Origin of the sequence: Streptomyces sp. NPDC096013 (assembly GCF_044763565.1) — a bacterium.
In the GTDB taxonomy this organism is placed as follows: Bacteria; Actinomycetota; Actinomycetes; order Streptomycetales; family Streptomycetaceae; genus Streptomyces.
Map to the genome: position 1 here is coordinate 259,664 of NZ_JBIWGK010000008.1, position 17,425 is coordinate 277,088.

Annotated in this window: 17 protein-coding genes; 13 read left to right on the plus strand and 4 right to left on the minus strand. The window is 68.6% G+C overall.

The annotated features are described in order from the left end of the window. Window positions 1-147: 147 nt before the first annotated feature. The 11 genes from ACIRB1_RS26910 to ACIRB1_RS26960 all read left to right on the plus strand — a co-directional run bounded on the left by ACIRB1_RS26910 (window position 148) and on the right by ACIRB1_RS26960 (window position 11,996). On the plus strand, window positions 148-1,416 hold the full coding sequence (locus tag ACIRB1_RS26910) for an ABC transporter substrate-binding protein (protein ID WP_403467278.1): 1,269 nt from the start codon (window positions 148-150) through the stop codon (window positions 1,414-1,416). A 40-nt stretch (window positions 1,417-1,456) separates the two neighbouring features. Continuing rightward, entirely contained in the window at window positions 1,457-2,368 is a 912-nt protein-coding gene (locus ACIRB1_RS26915) for a sugar ABC transporter permease (protein WP_352179257.1), read from the plus strand. Then, window positions 2,368-3,288, plus strand: coding sequence for a carbohydrate ABC transporter permease (locus ACIRB1_RS26920; RefSeq protein WP_352179256.1), 921 nt, complete (start codon window positions 2,368-2,370; stop codon window positions 3,286-3,288). The genes ACIRB1_RS26915 and ACIRB1_RS26920 overlap by 1 nt, the downstream gene beginning before the upstream one ends. A gap of 64 nt (window positions 3,289-3,352) precedes the next feature. Continuing rightward, window positions 3,353-4,324, plus strand: a complete 972-nt coding sequence (locus ACIRB1_RS26925) for a TIGR01777 family oxidoreductase (RefSeq protein ID WP_403467279.1) — start codon at window positions 3,353-3,355, stop codon at window positions 4,322-4,324. A 30-nt stretch (window positions 4,325-4,354) separates the two neighbouring features. Next, on the plus strand, window positions 4,355-4,549 hold the full coding sequence (locus tag ACIRB1_RS26930) for a hypothetical protein (RefSeq protein ID WP_266774491.1): 195 nt from the start codon (window positions 4,355-4,357) through the stop codon (window positions 4,547-4,549). Between the two features lie 139 nt (window positions 4,550-4,688). Continuing rightward, a complete protein-coding gene (locus tag ACIRB1_RS26935) occupies window positions 4,689-5,732 on the plus strand; it encodes an NUDIX domain-containing protein (RefSeq protein ID WP_403467280.1) in 1,044 nt (347 codons plus the stop codon). A 250-nt stretch (window positions 5,733-5,982) separates the two neighbouring features. Next, window positions 5,983-7,800, plus strand: coding sequence for an ABC transporter family substrate-binding protein (locus ACIRB1_RS26940; RefSeq protein ID WP_403467281.1), 1,818 nt, complete (start codon window positions 5,983-5,985; stop codon window positions 7,798-7,800). Between the two features lie 114 nt (window positions 7,801-7,914). Further along, on the plus strand, window positions 7,915-8,901 hold the full coding sequence (locus ACIRB1_RS26945; protein WP_403467282.1) for an ABC transporter permease: 987 nt from the start codon (window positions 7,915-7,917) through the stop codon (window positions 8,899-8,901). Further along, entirely contained in the window at window positions 8,894-9,814 is a 921-nt protein-coding gene (locus ACIRB1_RS26950; protein WP_403467283.1) for an ABC transporter permease, read from the plus strand. Before ACIRB1_RS26945 ends, ACIRB1_RS26950 begins: the two co-directional genes overlap by 8 nt. Window positions 9,815-9,831: 17 nt before the next feature. Then, complete coding sequence (locus tag ACIRB1_RS26955; protein WP_403467394.1) at window positions 9,832-10,929, plus strand: ABC transporter ATP-binding protein; 1,098 nt, start codon at window positions 9,832-9,834, stop codon at window positions 10,927-10,929. Continuing rightward, entirely contained in the window at window positions 10,926-11,996 is a 1,071-nt protein-coding gene (locus ACIRB1_RS26960; protein WP_403467284.1) for an ABC transporter ATP-binding protein, read from the plus strand. The genes ACIRB1_RS26955 and ACIRB1_RS26960 overlap by 4 nt, the downstream gene beginning before the upstream one ends. Here ACIRB1_RS26960 and ACIRB1_RS26965 read toward each other — a convergent pair. The 3 genes from ACIRB1_RS26965 to ACIRB1_RS26975 are packed head-to-tail and all read right to left on the minus strand — an operon-like array spanning window position 11,969 to window position 14,725. Next, window positions 11,969-13,021, minus strand: coding sequence for a protein kinase family protein (locus tag ACIRB1_RS26965; protein ID WP_403467285.1), 1,053 nt, complete (start codon window positions 13,019-13,021; stop codon window positions 11,969-11,971). The genes ACIRB1_RS26960 and ACIRB1_RS26965 overlap by 28 nt on opposite strands. 14 nt (window positions 13,022-13,035) lie before the next feature. Next, window positions 13,036-13,332 (minus strand): DUF1905 domain-containing protein, encoded by a 297-nt coding sequence (locus ACIRB1_RS26970; protein WP_352179247.1) that lies wholly within the window; start codon window positions 13,330-13,332, stop codon window positions 13,036-13,038. A gap of 37 nt (window positions 13,333-13,369) precedes the next feature. Next, entirely contained in the window at window positions 13,370-14,725 is a 1,356-nt protein-coding gene (locus tag ACIRB1_RS26975; protein ID WP_352179246.1) for a dipeptidase, read from the minus strand. Window positions 14,726-14,857: 132 nt separating this feature from the next. On the opposite strand from ACIRB1_RS26975, the gene ACIRB1_RS26980 reads away from it, so the two are divergent. Next, window positions 14,858-16,120, plus strand: coding sequence for a geranylgeranyl reductase family protein (locus ACIRB1_RS26980; RefSeq protein ID WP_403467286.1), 1,263 nt, complete (start codon window positions 14,858-14,860; stop codon window positions 16,118-16,120). Here ACIRB1_RS26980 and ACIRB1_RS26985 read toward each other — a convergent pair. Beyond that, a complete protein-coding gene (locus tag ACIRB1_RS26985; RefSeq protein ID WP_352179244.1) occupies window positions 16,110-16,559 on the minus strand; it encodes a nitroreductase family deazaflavin-dependent oxidoreductase in 450 nt (149 codons plus the stop codon). The genes ACIRB1_RS26980 and ACIRB1_RS26985 overlap by 11 nt on opposite strands. Before the next feature lie 167 nt (window positions 16,560-16,726). Between ACIRB1_RS26985 and ACIRB1_RS26990 the strand changes: the two genes are divergently transcribed. Beyond that, window positions 16,727-17,419: a TetR/AcrR family transcriptional regulator gene (locus tag ACIRB1_RS26990; protein WP_352179243.1), complete on the plus strand. Its 693-nt coding sequence runs from the start codon at window positions 16,727-16,729 to the stop codon at window positions 17,417-17,419. Window positions 17,420-17,425: the final 6 nt, after the last annotated feature.

Genomic DNA, 17,425 nt, shown 5'->3' on the forward strand with positions numbered 1-17,425 from the left:
CTCGTCAGACCTCTTGACTGCACCGCCACATGGGGGTGAGATCCAACCCTCGCGTTCGGTTGTGTTGGGTGGCACCCCGAGGAGGGGGACATGGCACAGTCATCGTTCGATGGGCTCGTCCTGCCAGCAAGCGTGCCAGGACATCGGATGTCCAGACGGCAACTCCTGCGCGGTGCGGCTCTGGGGGTCGGCGCGGTCACGCTGCCCGCCCTGCTGACGGCGTGCGGCTCCGGGCCCGGTGGGGACAAGAACGAGGTCTCCGTCGGCTCGAACGCGTCGGACCCCGTACCGAAGAAAGCCTTTGCTGCGGCTTTCGCCGCGTACGAGAAGAAGTCCGGCAAGAAGGTGAAGGTCAACACCAAGGACCACAACGACTTCCAGGAGAACATCAACCGCTATCTCCAGGGTTCTCCGGACGACGTCTTCATGTGGTTCGCGGGATACCGCATGCAGTACTTCGCGGAGAAGGGGCTGCTCAGCGAGATCAGTGACGTCTGGAATTCCTTCAACGGGTTCTCGGACGCGCTCAAGGCGCAGTCCACGCACGCCGGCAAGCAGTACTTCGTGCCGTACTACTACTATCCGTGGGCCGTTTTCCACCGGAAGAGCCTCTTCCGGCAGAAGGGCTATGAACAGCCCACGACCTGGGACCAGTTCATCGCGCTGGCCAAGCGGATGAGCAAGGACGGCACACCGGTCGCCTTCTGCGACAAGGACGGCTGGCCCGCCATGGGCACGTTCGACTACATCAACATGCGCCTGAACGGTTACGACTTCCACAAGGCACTGATGGCCGGCGAGAAGTCCTGGACCGACACCAAGGTCAAGAACGTGTTCGACACCTGGCGCGAACTCATGCCGTACTACCAGAAAGGCGCCCTCGGCCGGACCTGGGAGGAGGCCGGGCAGGGTCTCCAGAAGCGCGAGACCGCGATGGCGGTCTTCGGGATGCCGCACCCGGGCAGCCAGTTCCCGGCGGACCAGCGCGACGACATCGACTTCTTCGCCTTCCCCGAGATCGACCCGCAGTACGGCCGGGACGCCGTGGAGGCGCCCATCGACGGCTTCCTGATCGCCAAGAAGTCGAAGAACGTCACCGGCGCCAAGGCCCTGCTCAAGTGGCTCGGCACCCCCGAGGCGGAGAACGACTACCTCGCCCTCGACCCGAACAACGTGGCCGTCAACTCGGGCGCGGACACCGCCAAGTACAGCGCCCTCCAGAAGAAGTCCGCCGCGCTGGTCTCGGGTGCCAAGCAGATCTCGCAGTTCATGGACCGCGACACCCGCCCCGACTTCGCCTCGACGGTGATGATCCAGTCCATCCAGGACTTCATCGGCAACCCGAAGGACGTCGACGGGCTCTGCAACAGCATCGAACGGCAGAAGAAGAGCATCTTCTCGCAGCCCGCCGGCTGATCACCGCGAGACACGATCCGTTCACTGGGAGATACGTTCCGTGGCGCTCACCTCTCCACGGCGCGCCGGACGACGGCGACTGAGGCGGTTCACCCGCCGTGACGTCGTCGTCCTCGGCGTGCTGCTCGGCATACCCGTCCTGCTCGACGTCGCCATCATCTGGGGCCCGACACTGGCCTCCATCGGGCTGTCCTTCACGGCCTGGGACGGCATCGGCGACATCCACTGGGTCGGGCTGGACAACTACAAGAACCTCGCGACCAACTACCCGCCGTTCTGGCCCGCGGTCCGCCACAACGTCATGTGGCTGCTCTTCCTCGGCCTGATCGCGACCCCGTTCGGCCTGCTGCTGGCCGTCGTCATCGACCGGGGCGTCCGCTTCAGCCGCTTCTACCAGTCGGTCCTGTACATGCCGGTGGTGCTGTCGCTGGCCATCGTCGGCTTCATCTCGCAGCTGATCCTGGGCACCGACCAGGGGGTCGTCAACACGATCCTCAACAACCACCAGGATCCGGTCGACTGGCTCGGCAACGCCCACATCAACATCTGGATGATGATGATCGCGGCGAGCTGGCGGCACGTCGGCTACGTGATGATCCTCTACCTGGCCGGCCTCAAGTCCGTCGACCCGCAGCTCAAGGAGGCGGCGTCGATCGACGGCGCGAACGAACGGCAGACGTTCTTCCGCGTGGTGTTCCCGACCATGCGCCCGGTCAACGTCATCGTCGGCGTGATCACGGTCATCGAGGCGCTCCGGGCCTTCGACATCGTCTACGCCGTCAACAAGGGCCGCAACGGCCTGGAACTGCTGTCCGTGCTGATCACCGACAACATCATCGGCGAGGCCAGCCGCATCGGCTTCGGCTCCGCCATCGCGGTCGTCCTGCTCGTCGTCTCCCTGGGGTCCATCGTGACGTTCCTCGTCCAAGAGCTGCGAGGTGCGCGCGACTGATGGCCGCAGACATCCGCACCGCACCCGTCCGCCCGGCCGCGGCGCCGGCCACCGCCCCCAAGCCCAGCCCCCGGCGCGGCCGTTGGGGCGTGCACATCTTCCTGTCGGCGGTCTCGCTCGCGTTCGTCGCGCCGCTCCTGCTCGCCGTCTACGCCTCGCTGCGTCCCTACGACGAGACGGCGCAGCACGGCTACTTCTCCTGGCCGAAGCACATCTCCCTCACGTACTACCGTCAGGCCTACACCCAGTCCGACATGGGGAAGTACTTCACCAACACCCTGACGATCGCGATCCCGGCCGTCATCGTCACGCTGTTCCTCTCCGCCTTCGTGGCCTTCGCGGTGTCCCGGCTGAAGCTGCGCGGCGGCATCGTCCTGCTGATGTTCTTCACGGCGGGCAACCTGCTGCCCCAACAGGTCATCGTCACCCCGCTGTACGTGCTGTTCAACAAGATCCCGCTGCCGTGGTGGATGTCCGACTCGCTGACGATGTACGACTCCCTGTGGGCCGTGATCATCGTCAACATCGGGTTCCAGATGGGGTTCTGCGTCTTCGTGCTGTCCAATTTCATGCGCACGCTGCCCCAGGAGATCCTGGAGGCGGCGATCGTGGACGGCGCCGGTGTGTGGACCCAGTTCTGGCGCATCACGCTGCCGCTGTGCCGCCCGGCCCTGGCCGCGCTGGCGACGCTGGAGTTCACCTGGGTCTACAACGACTTCCTGTGGGCCCTCATCTTCATCTCCAACCCGGACAAACTGCCGATCACCTCGTCGTTGAACAATCTGCGCGGGCAGTTCTTCACGGACTACAACCTCCTCGCGGCCGGCTCGGTCCTGGTCGCCCTCCCGACGATCCTCGTCTTCCTGCTGCTCCAGCGGCACTTCATCGCGGGGCTGACGCTGGGCTCCACCAAGGGGTGACGCCATAGTTTTGAACGTGTTCAAGTTTCTGCGCTAGGCTCCTCCTGACAGAAGGGGGAGCCCGGTGAAGATCGTCATTCCCGGTGGCACGGGACAGGTGGGCGCGGTCCTGGACCGCGCCCTGACCGACGCCGGCCACGAGGTCGTCGTCCTGACCCGGCGGCCGTCGCGCGACCGCCAGGTGTGGTGGGACGGCGAGACCCTGGGCTCCTGGGCCCGGGAGATCGACGGCAGCGACGTCGTGATCAACCTGGCGGGCCGCAGCGTCAGTTGCCGCTACACCCCCGCCAACCTCAGGGCCATGATGGACTCGCGCGTGCACTCCACCCGGGTCGTCGGCGAGGCCGTCGCCGCCGCCGCACACCCGCCCCGCGTGTGGCTCCAGATGAGCACCGCCACCGTCTACGCCCACCGCCACGACGCCCCCAACGACGAGGCCACCGGCGTGATCGGCGGCGACGAACCCGGCGTGCCCGGCTACTGGTCCTACAGCGTCGAGATCGCCAAGGCGTGGGAGCGCGCGCAGGAAAGCGCCGACACCCCGCACACCCGCAAGGTCGCCCTGCGGGCCGCCATGGTGATGAGCCCCGACCGCGGGGGTGTCTTCGACGTCCTGCTGGGGCTGGCCCGGCTCGGCCTCGGCGGGCCGGTCGCGGGCGGCGCCCAGTACGTCTCCTGGATTCACGACCGGGACTTCGTGCGCGCCGTCGAGTTCCTCATCGACCGGGACGACATCGCCGGACCGGTGAACCTCGCCGCCCCCGGCCCGCTCCCGCAGCGTGCCTTCATGCGTGTCCTGCGCGCCGCCCGGGGCATCCCCGTCGGCCTGCCCGCCACGAAGTGGATGGCGGAACTGGGCGCCTTCGCCCTGCGCTCCGACACCGAACTCCTGCTGAAGAGCCGCCGGGTCGTCCCGGGACGGCTGCTCGCGGAAGGGTTCACCTTCGACCATCCGCACTGGCCCGAGGCCGCCGTGGACCTCGTACGGCGGGCCCAACACGGGACGGGTTCCACCCGGCGGCCGGTTCGGGCGTGACCCCCGCGCGCTTCGTCAGTTGAACGGGGCATGAAGAAGCGCAGCATGCTGGCCATCGCCTCCCTCGCCACCGGGTTCGTCGTCGCCGCGATCACCCCGTCGCACTCCCACGACCACGACGTGCTCGGCGACCTGAACGTCAAGGACACCGTGGGTGCCATGGACCACCTCGTCAGCGACGGCAGCTTCGCCGCCGACGAAGGTGTCCTGGGACAGAACACCTGATACCACCCGCAAGAGCTCGGCGCCGGTGCCTCGTCGGAGGGGGCACCGGCGCCGTCGTATGCACGCCCTCAACTGCGGCTGGTTTCCGTGGCAGGGTGGAACGGGCAAGCCTCAGGGGGCCAACAGAAGAGGGGGAACTGTGACCGTCGTCTGGATCAACGGCGCGTTCGGTGCGGGGAAGACGACCACCGCACGGGAACTGGTGGACCTGATCCCGAACAGCACACTCTTCGACCCCGAGATCATCGGCGGAGCACTGCCTCAGCTGCTCCCGCCCAAACACCTCGCGGAGGTCGGCGACTTCCAGGACCTGCCGATGTGGCGGCGGCTCGTGATCGACACGGCGGCGGCGATGCTCGCCGAGCTGGGCGGGACCCTCGTCGTTCCGATGACCCTGCTGCGCCAGGAGTACCGGGACGAGATCTTCGGCGGTCTCGCGGCTCGCCGGGTCGCGGTCCGGCATGTCCTCCTCGCTCCGGCGGAAACGATCCTGCGCGAGCGAATATCCGGCCGGGAGATCCCACAGGACCTCCCCGACGGTGAGATCAGGACCAGGCAGTGGGCCTACGACCACATCGAGACCTACCGCGCCGCACTCGGCTCCTGGCTCACCGCCGACGCCCATCTCGTCGACACCAGCGCGCTTACCCCGTACGAGACGGCCGTCCGCATCGCCGGGGCGGTCGGCAGCGGCACCGTGCCCGTGTGCGACATCGTGCAGACCCCGGAGCCCACCTCCGAGACCCTCGCGGCCGGTGTGCTCCTCTTCGACGAACAGGACCGCGTGCTGCTCGTCGACCCCACCTACAAGGCCGGCTGGGAGTTCCCCGGCGGCGTCGTCGAGTCCGGCGAGGCGCCCGCCCGGGCCGGCATGCGCGAGGTCACGGAGGAGACGGGCCTCGTCCTCGACGACGTACCCCGGCTGCTCGTCGTCGACTGGGAACCGCCTGTGCCGCCCGGCTACGGCGGGCTGCGCCTCCTCTTCGACGGCGGCCGGCTCGACGCCGATGTGGCCGGTCAACTGCTGCTGCCCGGACCGGAGTTGCGCGGCTGGTGCTTCGCCTCGGAGGAGGAGGCCGCGGACCTGTTGCCGCCGGTCCGCTACGCGCGGCTGCGGTGGGCGCTCAGGGCCCGGGAGCGCGGGGCCGCGCTGTATCTGGAGGCGGGCGTTCCCGTTGACTGACGACCCGTCAAAGTGCGGTCTGATCAACGATGTTGGACGGGACTTTGCTCTTTCGGGGACACAACCTGGCGATTTTGCGGGGCGTGGGTCATTCCGATAACAAAGCGAGGGTGAATTGTCGCCTTCCCGGTATGAACAAGAACGTGAAGAAGGTACATCCGAGCTCTAACGTCTTTGCGCAGCTCAGTTCTCTCGCGGCCGCCGGCCGCCTTGACGGGACCGGACCTTCAGCCGGTCGAAGGAGAGGAACATGCGCGCGCCATCCTCGGCCCTCACCCGGGCCCTCACCCTCGCCGCCGGGCTCGCCCTGGTGCTCACCGCCTGTAGCAGCGGCGGCGGGGGCGGCGACTCCGGCAAGAGCAGCTCGGCCGGACTCACGTCCTGCAACACCGTGGGCAAGGCCAACACCTGCAACGCGGCCGCCACCAAGTCCGGCGGAACGTTCACCTATGTGCTGGAGAAGAACATCCAGCAGTGGAACGTCCAGGACGTCAACGGCAACACCTTCGAGAACGGGGAGGCCCTGGAGGTCGTCCTGCCGCAGGTGTTCATTCCCCAGCCGGACTTCACGGTCGTCCTCAACACCGACCTGGTGACCTCGGCCACCCAGACCAGCACCAGCCCGCAGACCATCGTCTACAAGATCAACCCCAAGGCGGCGTGGAACGACGGCACGCCCATCACCGCCGACGACTTCACGTACTACTGGCGCACCAACAACGGCAAGGACTGCCCGCCGCCGCCCGCCAGCGACTCCAGCCAGACCCATGGCTGTCTCCCGCAGAGCACCGCGGGCTACGACCGCATCAAGTCCCTCACGCCCTCCGACAACGGCAAGACCTTCACCATGGTGATGTCGAAGCCGTACTCGGACTGGAAGTCCCTGTTCGGCGCGGGCTATCCGCTCTACCCGGCGCACACCGCGGAGAAGATCTCCGGCGCCAAGGCCGGTGACGCCACCGCCATGACGGCCGCGCAGATGGCCACGGCCTGGCAGTACTTCCTGAAGACGCCGCCCACCAAATACCCCACGGCGGGCGCCTACAAGATGCAGCAGTGGGCCGACAACGACCACGCCACCTACGTGCCCGACCCCAAGTGGACCGGCGCGAAGAAGGCCACCCTGCAACGGCTGATCTTCAAGGTGATCTCGGACGCCACGCAGGAGCCGACCGCCCTGAAGAACAACGAGGTCCAGGCGATCTACCCGCAGCCCGAGGTGGACCTGGTCAACCAGGTCAAGGACATCCCCGGCATCACGTACACCATCGGCAACGGGCTGACCTGGGAGCACTTCGACCTCAACCTGCACAACCCGGTGATCGGCAAGTACCTGGCGCTGCGGCAGGCGATGTTCACGGCGATCAACACCAAGGACATCATCGCCAAGACGGTCGGCCAGTTCGACCCGGCCGTGAAGCCGCTCGGCAACCACAACTTCGTTCCCGGGCAGGCCGGTTACAAGGACGTGGTCAGCGGCACGGGTCAGGGATCGGGTGACCTGACCAAGGCCAAGGCGTACCTCACGGCCGCCAAGTTCACCGGGGTGGGCACCGCGTTGAAGACCCCGGACGGCAAGGCCGTCGGACCCTTCAACTGCCGCTACACCACCGGGAACCAGATCCGGCAGAGCGAGTGCCAGATCCTGCAGAGCAACCTGGCGAGCCTCGGCATCAAGGTCACCATCAAGCCGATCGGCGCCGCCGACCTCGGCACGGTACTCGCCGGGCACCAGTACGACATCATCGTCTTCGCCTGGGTCGCGGCACCGTTCCCGAGCAGCGGCGCCCAGCAGAACTGGTTCACCGGCGGTGGCGGCAACTACGGCGGCTACAGCAACAAGAAGGCCGACACCCTGATCTCCCAGGCCGTAGGCGAGACGGACGCCACGAAGTCCGCCGCGCTCCTCAACCAGGCCGACCAGCTCATGGTGAACGACGCCTACGTCCTGCCGCTCTACCAGAAGCCGACGTTCTTCGCGACGCAGACGCGGTTCGTCAACATGCGGAACAACTCCACGAACGTCGGACCCGCCTACAACACCGGCACGTGGGGCCTGAAGAAGTAAGTCCTACGCCCGACAGCTCCACCGGCACGCCCGTCGAGCCCGGCCCCACGGACAGCGGGGCCGGGTCCGGCCCCGACGGCATCCACGACCCGCCGGCCCCCGAGAGAAGACCGCATGCTCGCCTACACCGTGCGTCGCATCCTCGTCTCCATACCCGTCCTGATCGTCTCGACGTTCGTCGTGTTCCTCGTGGTCATCAACTCCGGTGACCCGGTGGCCAACTTCGCCACGTCACGCCAACCCGCGCCCAGCAAGGCGGCGGTGGCCGCCTTCGCCCGGCACATCCACGCCGACCAGCCGGTGATGGAACGCTACTGGAACTGGATCACCGGCGTCCTGCACGGCGACTTCGGCCCGTCCGTGCAGGCCAACCTGAACATCGGGCACGACCTGTTCACCCGCTTCAGGGTGACCATCACCCTGGTCGCCGCCGCGATGATCCTCGCGCTGATCCTGGCCGTGGTGTTCGGGGTGTTCAGCGCGATCCGCCAGTACTCGGCCGCCGACTACACCATCACCTTCTTCGGCTTCCTGTTCCTCGCCATGCCGGTGTTCTGGTTCGCGGTGCTGCTCAAGCAGGCCGGAATCTGGTTCAACGAGAAGACCGGCAGCCAGTTCCTCGGCACCATCGGCGAGAAGTCGCCGTACCTCGAAGTCGACACCACCTGGAACCAGTTCACCGATCACGTGGGCCATCTGATCCTGCCCACCATCACCCTCGCGCTGGTCTCCTTCGCCTCCTGGACCCGCTACACCCGCGCCTCCATGCTGGAGGTCCTCAACAGCGACTACGTACGGCTCGCCCGCGCCAAGGGGCTGCGGCGCGGCAGGGTGATGACCCGGCACGCGCTGCGCACCGCCCTCATCCCGCTCGCCACCGTGACCGCGCTCGACATCGCGATCATCCTGGGCGGTGCGGTGATCACGGAGACGATCTTCCAGTGGCACGGCATGGGCGAGATGCTGGTCCAGGCGGCGACCACGCTCGACGTCTACCGCACCATGGCCTGGCTGCTGCTCTCCGCCGTCGTCGTCATCGGGTTCAACCTCATCGCCGATCTGCTCTACGCCGTACTCGACCCGAGGATCCGCTATGACTGACATCGAGGCACCGGGGTCCGCGGGCACGCAACTACCGCGCGGGGACAACGAGTTCACCGTACGGCAGCGCACCCAGACCCAGCTGGTGCTGCGCCGGTTCGTGCGCCACCGGGCCGCGATGGTCAGCCTGGTCGTGTTCGTGCTGATCATCCTGTGGGCGTTCATCGGCCCGCACCTGTGGCACTACTCGTACCAGAAGTACACCGAGGACAACTCCAAACCCCCTTCCCTCAAGCACCCGTTCGGCACCGACTCCTCGGGCTACGACGGCTACGCACAGGTCATGCGCGGCACCCAGACCTCGCTGAAGATCGCCATCATGATCGCGCTCGGCTCCACGCTGCTCGGCGCGGTCTGGGGCGCCGTGGCGGGCTTCTACCGGGGCCTCGTCGACGCGGTCATGATGCGCATCGCCGACCTGGTGCTGACGCTGCCGCTGTTCGCCATCGCGCTGGTCATCTCCTCGCGCACGGGCGGCTCCTGGTACTGGATCGCCATCGTGATCGCCGGACTCACCTGGGCGTATGTGGCCCGGGTGGTGCGCTCGGCCGTCCTGTCGCTGCGCGAGAAGGAGTTCATCGAGGCGGCCCGGGCGCTCGGCGCCTCGGACACCCGGATCATTTTCCGGCATCTGCTGCCGAACGCGCTGGGCCCGATCATCGTGAACGCGACGATCCTGGTGGCGACGGGCATCCTCACCGAGACCGCGCTGTCCTTCCTCGGCTTCGGCGTCCAACCCCCGGACACCTCCCTGGGGTTGCTGGTCTCCCAGGCGCAGACGGCGGTCGACACCCGGCCCTGGCTGTTCTACATCCCCGGCGCGTTCATCATCGCCATCGCGCTGACCATCAACTTCATCGGCGACGGACTGCGCGACGCCTTCGACCCCCGGCAGCAAAGGGTGCGACAGTGACGACCACGAGTCATGGAGTGCGGGAGGTCCCCGTGACGTCCGCCGTGCTCGAAGTCGAGGACCTCAGCGTGGAGTTCGCCACCGAGGACGGTCCGGTACGGGCCGTGCGCGGCGTCGGCTACCGGCTCGACCGGGGCGAATCGCTGGGCATCGTAGGGGAGTCGGGGTCCGGGAAGTCGGTGACCGCGCTCGCCGTGATGGGGCTGCTGCCGACCGGCGCCAAGGTGCGCGGGTCGGTCCGCTTCGAAGGCACCGAGCTGCTCGGGCTGTCCGACGCGCGCCTGTCCGACCTGCGCGGCAGCGGCATCGCGATGATCTTCCAGGACCCGATGACCTCCCTCAACCCCGTCTACAACGTGGGCTATCAGATCGCCGAGACCCTGCTCCGCCACAACCCCGGGATGAAGCACAAGGACGCCCGCGCACGGGCGATCGAACTGCTCGGCACGGTCGGCATCCCCAGCCCCGAACGGCGCGTCGACACCTACCCGCACGAGATGTCGGGCGGGATGCGCCAGCGCGTCGTCATCGCCATCGCGATGGCCAACGACCCGGACGTCATCATCGCCGACGAGCCGACCACCGCCCTCGACGTCACCGTGCAGGCGCAGATCCTCGAAGCCCTGGAGACCGCCCGCGCCGAGACCGGTGCGGCGCTCGTCCTCATCACCCACGACCTCGGTGTGGTGGCCGGCCACACCGACCGGGTCGCGGTCATGTATGCCGGACGGATAGTGGAGACCGGCTCCGTCGAAGACATCTTCTACACCCCGCGCATGCCGTACACCCTGGGCCTGCTCGGCTCCCTGCCCCGCATGGACCGCGAGGAGGCACGCCTCACCCCCATCACCGGCTCACCGCCCAGCCTGCTCAACCTGCCACCGGGCTGCCCCTTCTCACCCCGCTGCCCCATGCGCCGCGACGTCTGCGACACCGACGAACCCGCCCTGCGCAGGGCCGGGGGAGACCTCCACCTCAGCGCCTGCCACTTCGCCGACGAACTCGTCGACACCGGCGCGGGACAGGTCTTCGACACCGTCGGCGCGGACACCGAGGCCCTGGCCCGCTTCGCCGACGCGGCCCCCGCCACGCACCCCGAGGAGGACGCCGTATGACCGCGCCCGTGCGGACTGCCGCCCCGCTGCCGCCGCTGCCCGGCCACGGCGGCACCGGCGAACCGGTCCTCCAGGTAAGGGACTTGGTCAAGCACTTCCCGGTGATGTCCAAGGGTGTCATCCGCCGCCGCGTCGGCGACGTGCACGCCGTGTGCGGCGTCTCCTTCGACCTCCACGAGAACGAGACCCTGGGCCTGGTGGGGGAGTCGGGGTCAGGCAAGACCACGATCTCCCGTACCGTCCTCGGCCTGGAGCAGGCCACCTCGGGTCAGGTGCGCTATGGCGAGCACGAGCTCACCGAACTGAGCAGACGTCAGATGCGGCCACTGCGGCGGGAGTTGCAGATCGTCTTCCAGGACCCGTACGCCTCCCTCGACCCGCGGATGACCGTCCACGAGATCGTCGCCGAACCGCTGCGCATCCACGGCTGGTACGGAGCCGGGGCGGGCCGCGAGGTGAGCGAACTCCTGCGTCTGGTCGGGCTCAACCCCGAGCACGGGAACCGTTTCGCCCACGAGTTCTCCGGCGGGCAGCGCCAACGCATCGGCATCGCACGGGCGTTGGCCCTGCACCCCAAGGTGATCATCCTCGACGAGCCGGTGTCAGCGCTCGACGTGTCGATCCAGGCAGGCGTCCTCAACCTGCTGATGGACCTCCAGAGCGAACTGAACCTGTCCTTCCTCTTCGTCGCCCACGACCTGTCGGTGATGCGGCACGTGGCAGGCCGGGTCGCCGTCATGTACCTCGGGCGACTGGTCGAGATCGCCCCGGCGCGGCAGCTGTTCGCGCGCCCGGCGCACCCGTACACCCAGGCCCTGGTCTCGGCCATCCCGCTGCCCGACCCCCGCAAGGAACGCGCCCGCACCCGCATCACCATCCAGGGCGACGTCCCGAGCCCGGTCCGCCCGCCCAGCGGCTGCCGCTTCCGCACCCGCTGCCCCAAGTTCGCCGGCCAACTCACCGACAGCGAACGGACGTCGTGCGTCGAGGAGACACCGGCGCTGGTCGACCGGGGCGGCGGCAACCCGGTCGCCTGTCACTACGCGGAGAGTGTGGAGCTGTTGTAGGCGCGGCCCAGTTCGTCGCCCGGGTACGGAGTGAGCCGACTCTCGTTCTGCACACGGCGGTTGAAGTCCGCCAGCACGGCGGTGAGCGGCGCGTGCCGGGTGATGATCGAAGCGGCGGCGTCGGGCACTCCGCCGGGCCGCTCGCCGTCGGCGCAGGCACGCACGAAGGCTTCGCGCTCCGGGAGCCCGTACCCGTACAGGGCGACGACGAGCCAGTTCACCAGCCGGGCGGTGGCGTAGAAGCGGTCGTAGTGCCGGTGCCGGTCGAAGAACTCGCGCTCCTCGGGGGCGAGTCGGAAGCGGGAGGAGACGGCCAGGCCGTAGTCGGCGAGATAGAGCTGACGGCCGTCGGTGAGGATGTTCTCGAAGTGCGCGTCGAAATGCAGCAGTCGCTGCTCGTGGAGGAAGTCGGTGGTGGCCTTGAGCCGCTGCTCCACGAGGGTGCAGGCGGTGTCCGGATCGCCGGTGCGCAGCTGCTCGTCGAACCAGTCGTGGAGCGTGTGCGGGAAGTGCTCGACGAACAGGGTCAGGCTCGCGCTCGCCGTGCGCCGCGCCTCGATGTGCTCACGCACCTGTCGGCTGCCGCCCCAGTAGGCCACGACCTTTTCCACATCGGCCAGTTCCTTGTGCAGGGGCTGGGGCGTGTCGGGCAGTACCCGCCAGTGGTGCATCAGCGGGAAGCCCGGGAACCGGTCCGCCAGCACCCAGTTCGTGGTCATCGTGTGCACGGCCAGCTCGCGCCAGACACCGAAGCCCGGACTTCCGAGGCCGTAGTGGCAATAGGATGGCATCCCGAACACGTTGGCCGTCGACCGCACGTTCTCCGCCCGCCGCTCCACATCCGTGAGCGGCATCCGCTTCACGAACACCTTTCTGCCGTCCACCTCGATCAGCACCGAGCGCCCCCCGATACCGGCCCCCAACGGCGTACCCGCGTCGACCAGTTCCGCGAGTTCGTGGTCGGAGAGGAGGGCGAGGGACGTGGCGATGTCGGTGTGGGCGGCGACGCGCTCGGTGCGGGACATGGCACCATCCTCGGTCAGGCGGTGCCGAGCCGGACGGTCAGCTCCACGGTGACCTCGTCGTCCGCCGCGAGACCCTGCGGTGCGCGCACGGCGTTCTTGAGCGGCAGCAGATAGCCGCCGTCCTTGGGGAAGAGCGATGTGGTGAAGACCACGTCACCGATCCTGGCCTCGACCGGGATCACGCCCCAGCCGTACGAGGCCAGGGCGGCGACCTCTCGGATGTCGGCCGACTCCTCGTCCGGCACGGGGACGAAGTGGTACGGCGACGGGCCGCGCCACTCGATCACCCGGCCGGTGAAGACGAACCTCATCGATGCGGCGCCTTCCTGAAGGACCGTCGGTGCAGGCTCAGTTGGCCGCGTAGTTCTGGAGGAACAGCGCCTCCGCCACCGACAGCCGCTCCAGCTCCTCCGGCGACACGCTCTCGTTCAGCGCGTGGATCTGGGCCTCCGGCTCGCTGAGGCCGATGAGGAGGATCTCCGCCTGCGGGTAGAGGGCCGCGAGGGTGTTGCACAGCGGGATGGAGCCGCCCTGACCGGCGTACTGCATCTCCTCGCCGGGGTAGGCGACCGCCATCGCGTCGGCCATCGCCGTGTACGCCGGGCTGGTCGTGTCGGCGCTGAACGGCTGGCCCTGGCCGATCTGTTCGGTGTGGACGCGGGCACCCCACGGGGTGTGGGACTCCAGGTGGGCCTGGAGCAGCTTGGTCGCCTCGGCGGCGTCCGTGCCCGGCGGCACCCGCAGGCTCACCAGCGCGCGGGCGCCGGCCTGCACGGACGGGGTGGCGCCGACGACCGGCGGGCAGTCGATGCCGAGGACCGTGACGGCCGGGCGCGCCCAGATGCGGTCGGCGACCGCGCCGGAACCGATCAGCTCGACGCCGTCCAGCACCTTGGCGTCCTTGCGGAACTGCTCCTCCGCGTACGTCAGCCCGTCCCAGGAGGACTCGGCGGCGAGGCCCTCGACCGTCGTGGAGCCGTCCTCGGCGCGCAGCGAGTCCAGGACGCGGATCAGCGCGGCCAGCGCGTCGGGCGCGGCACCGCCGAACTGGCCGGAGTGCAGATTGCCTTCGAGGGTGTCGACCTGGACCCGCAGCATGGTCATGCCGCGCAGGGTCGAGGTGACCGTCGGCAGACCGACCCGGAAGTTGCCCGCGTCGCCGATGACGATCGTGTCGGCCTTCAGCAGCTCGGGGTGTTCCTCGGCGTACCGCTCCAGACCGCCGGTGCCCTGCTCCTCCGAGCCCTCGGCGATCACCTTGAGGTGCACCGGGATGCCGCCGTTGGCCTTGAGGGCGCGCAGCGCGAGCAGGTGCATGATCACGCCGCCCTTGCAGTCGGCGGCACCGCGGCCGTACCAGCGGCCGTCGCGCTCGGTCAGTTCGAACGGCGGGGAGGTCCAGCCGGCCACGTCCAGCGGCGGCTGCACGTCGTAGTGGGCGTACAGCAGCACGGTCTTGGCGCCCTCCGGGCCGGGCAGGAAGCCGTAGACCGACTGGGTGCCGTCCGGGGTGTCGAGCAGGGCCACGTCCTGGAAACCCTCGGCGCGCAGCGCGTCGGCGACCCAGTTCGCGGCGCCCTCGCTCTCGCTCTTCGGGAACTGGTCGAAGTCCGCAACCGATTGGAAGGCCACCAGCTCGGTGAGCTCCCTCCGCGCCGTGGGCATGAGCGAGGCGACGGTCTCGGCGACCGGATTCGACGACATGGGCACGCTCCTTGTGGGTGCGACGTTGTACGAATGATGCCGACGATCCTCCCACAGCGGTCTGCGGCGATGTCCGCCGTAGGATGCGGGGGACAGGTGCGGCAGCGGCTTGATCGGGAGCAGTAGACCATCGTGAGCAGCGAGAACTCTTCGGCGGACGACGAACAGCGGGTGTGGGACGTCGTCGTGGTGGGCGCGGGACCCGCGGGGGCTTCGGCCGCCTATGCGGCGGCGGTCGCGGGACGGCGCGTGCTGTTGCTGGAGAAAGCCGAGCTGCCCCGCTACAAGACATGCGGCGGCGGCATCATCGGACCCTCGCGCGACTCCCTCCCGCCCGGCTTCGAACTGCCTCTCAAGGACCGGGTGCACGCCATAACGTTCTCGAACAACGGACGTTTCACGCGCACCCGCCGCTCCCGGCAGATGCTGTTCGGGCTGATCAACCGGCCCGAGTTCGACCAGCAGCTCGTCGAGCACGCGCAGAAGGCGGGCGCCGAGCTGCGCACCGGCGTCACCGTGACACGGGTCGAGCAGCACGGCTCGGCGGTCCCGGACCGGCGTACGGTCGCGGTCGTCCTCCAGGGCGGCGAGACGGTGCTCGCCCGGGCCGTCATCGGCGCCGACGGCAGCGCCAGCCGCATAGGGGCGCACGTCGGCGTCAAGACCGACCAGGTGGACCTGGGTCTGGAGGCGGAGATCCCGGTGCCGGAGACGGTCGCCGAGGACTGGAAGGGCCGGGTGCTCATCGACTGGGGTCCCATGCCCGGGAGTTACGGCTGGGTCTTCCCCAAGGGCGACACGCTCACGGTCGGTGTGATCTCCGCGCGCGGTGAAGGCGCCGCCACGAAGCGGTACTTGGAGGACTTCATCGCCCGGCTCGGCCTCGCCGGCTTCGAACCGAGCATCTCCTCGGGGCACTTGACCCGCTGCCGGGCCGACGACTCGCCGCTCTCACGCGGCCGGGTGCTGGTCTGCGGTGACGCGGCGGGACTGCTGGAGCCATGGACCCGGGAGGGCATCTCGTTCGCGCTGCGGTCGGGGCGGCTCGCGGGGGAGTGGGCGGTCCGGATCGCCGAGGCGCATGACGCGGTGGACACCCGCCGCCAGGCGCTGAACTACGCCTTCGCGATCAAGGCGGGCCTCGGCGTCGAGATGAGTGTCGGCAAGAGCATGCTCGCGATCTTCGAGCGGCGCCCCGGCCTGTTCCACGCCGCGCTCACCGGCTTCCGGCCGGCCTGGAAGGCGTTCATGGACATCACCCGGGGCTCGACGACGCTCGGCGAACTCGTGCGCAGCCACCCGATGGCCCAGCGCGCGCTGACCGCGATCGACCGCAGGAACGCGGAGCCGGTGGAGCCGGCCGAGGAGCCCGTGGAGGGCGAGGTCAGCTCCTGACCGTGACGTGGAAGACGGGGTGGTCGGGGGCGATCCGGCGCAGCTCCTCGTCGGAGGAGTCCGGGCCGACTCCTCCGAAGAACACCCCGACCTCGGCCTTCCACCGCTTGAGGTAGGCGCGCAGCAGCGGCACCTTGTCGTCGCCGGTCACCTCGGTCGCGGTGAACACGTCCACCTTCTTGCCGAGTCGCAGCTCGCCGCCGCCCGCCGCGCGCATGTTGTGCGTCCACTGGACGTGTCCGCGCGGGGCGACGAGGTACTGCTGTCCGTCCACCGTCAGCAGGTTCACCGGGGTGGTCCGCCACTCGCCGCTCTTACGGCCGCGGACCGCCAGCACCCGTGAGCCCCACACGCTGAGACCACGGCGGGTGGACCAGGCGACGGTGCGGTTGAGGACGTTCACGGTGAACCAGCCGGGCTTCTGGACGTGCGTGGTCATGATTACTCCCAGGGTTTGGAGAGCGCGGCTCACTTTTGTGAGCACTGCTCTCGCTCTCGTGAACAGTCTGCATCGGCACAGTGATCCAACGCAAGAGCAGTGCTCTCTTTTTTGTCCGGTGCTCTTGTTTGTGTGCGGTGCTCTGATTCCGTGCCACACTGGGCCGTATGAGCACCACACAAGGCGCCCGCGCCCGAGCCAGGATCGAGGTCACCGCGGCCATCAAGGACGAGGCACGCAGACAGCTCGCCGCGGAGGGGGCGTCGAAGCTGTCGTTGCGCGCCGTGGCGCGTGAGCTGGGCATGGTCTCCTCCGCGCTGTACCGGTACTTCCCCAGCCGTGACGATCTGCTGACCGCTCTCATCATCGATGCGTACGACTCCCTCGGCGAGGCCGCGGAGGCCGCACATGCCGGGGTCGCGGACGCGGGCCCGTTGCGGCGGTGGGTCGCTGTGTGTGAGGCGGTGCGCGGGTGGGCGCTCGGGCATCCGCAGGAGTACGCGTTGATCTACGGTTCGCCGGTTCCCGGGTATGTCGCTCCCGAGACGACCGTGCCGTCCGCCGCGCGGGTTGCCCTGCTGCTGATCGAGGCCGCGCGGGACGCGTACCGGGACGGCAGCCTGACCGAACCTCCGCTTGCTGCCGACCTCCGTGCCGAGGGGGAGCGGATGGTCGCGGACTTCGCCGCTGATCTGCCGCCCGCGGTGGCGGTGGCGCTGGTGAGTGCGTGGGCCGAGCTCTACGGGCTGGTCAGCTTCGAGGTCTTCGGTCAGTTTCGGCGTGTGGTGGAGGAGCGGGAGTCGTTTTTTCGGCATGCGGTACGACGGCTCGCGCTCGGGGTGGGGCTCGCCGACGCGTGAGGGTGC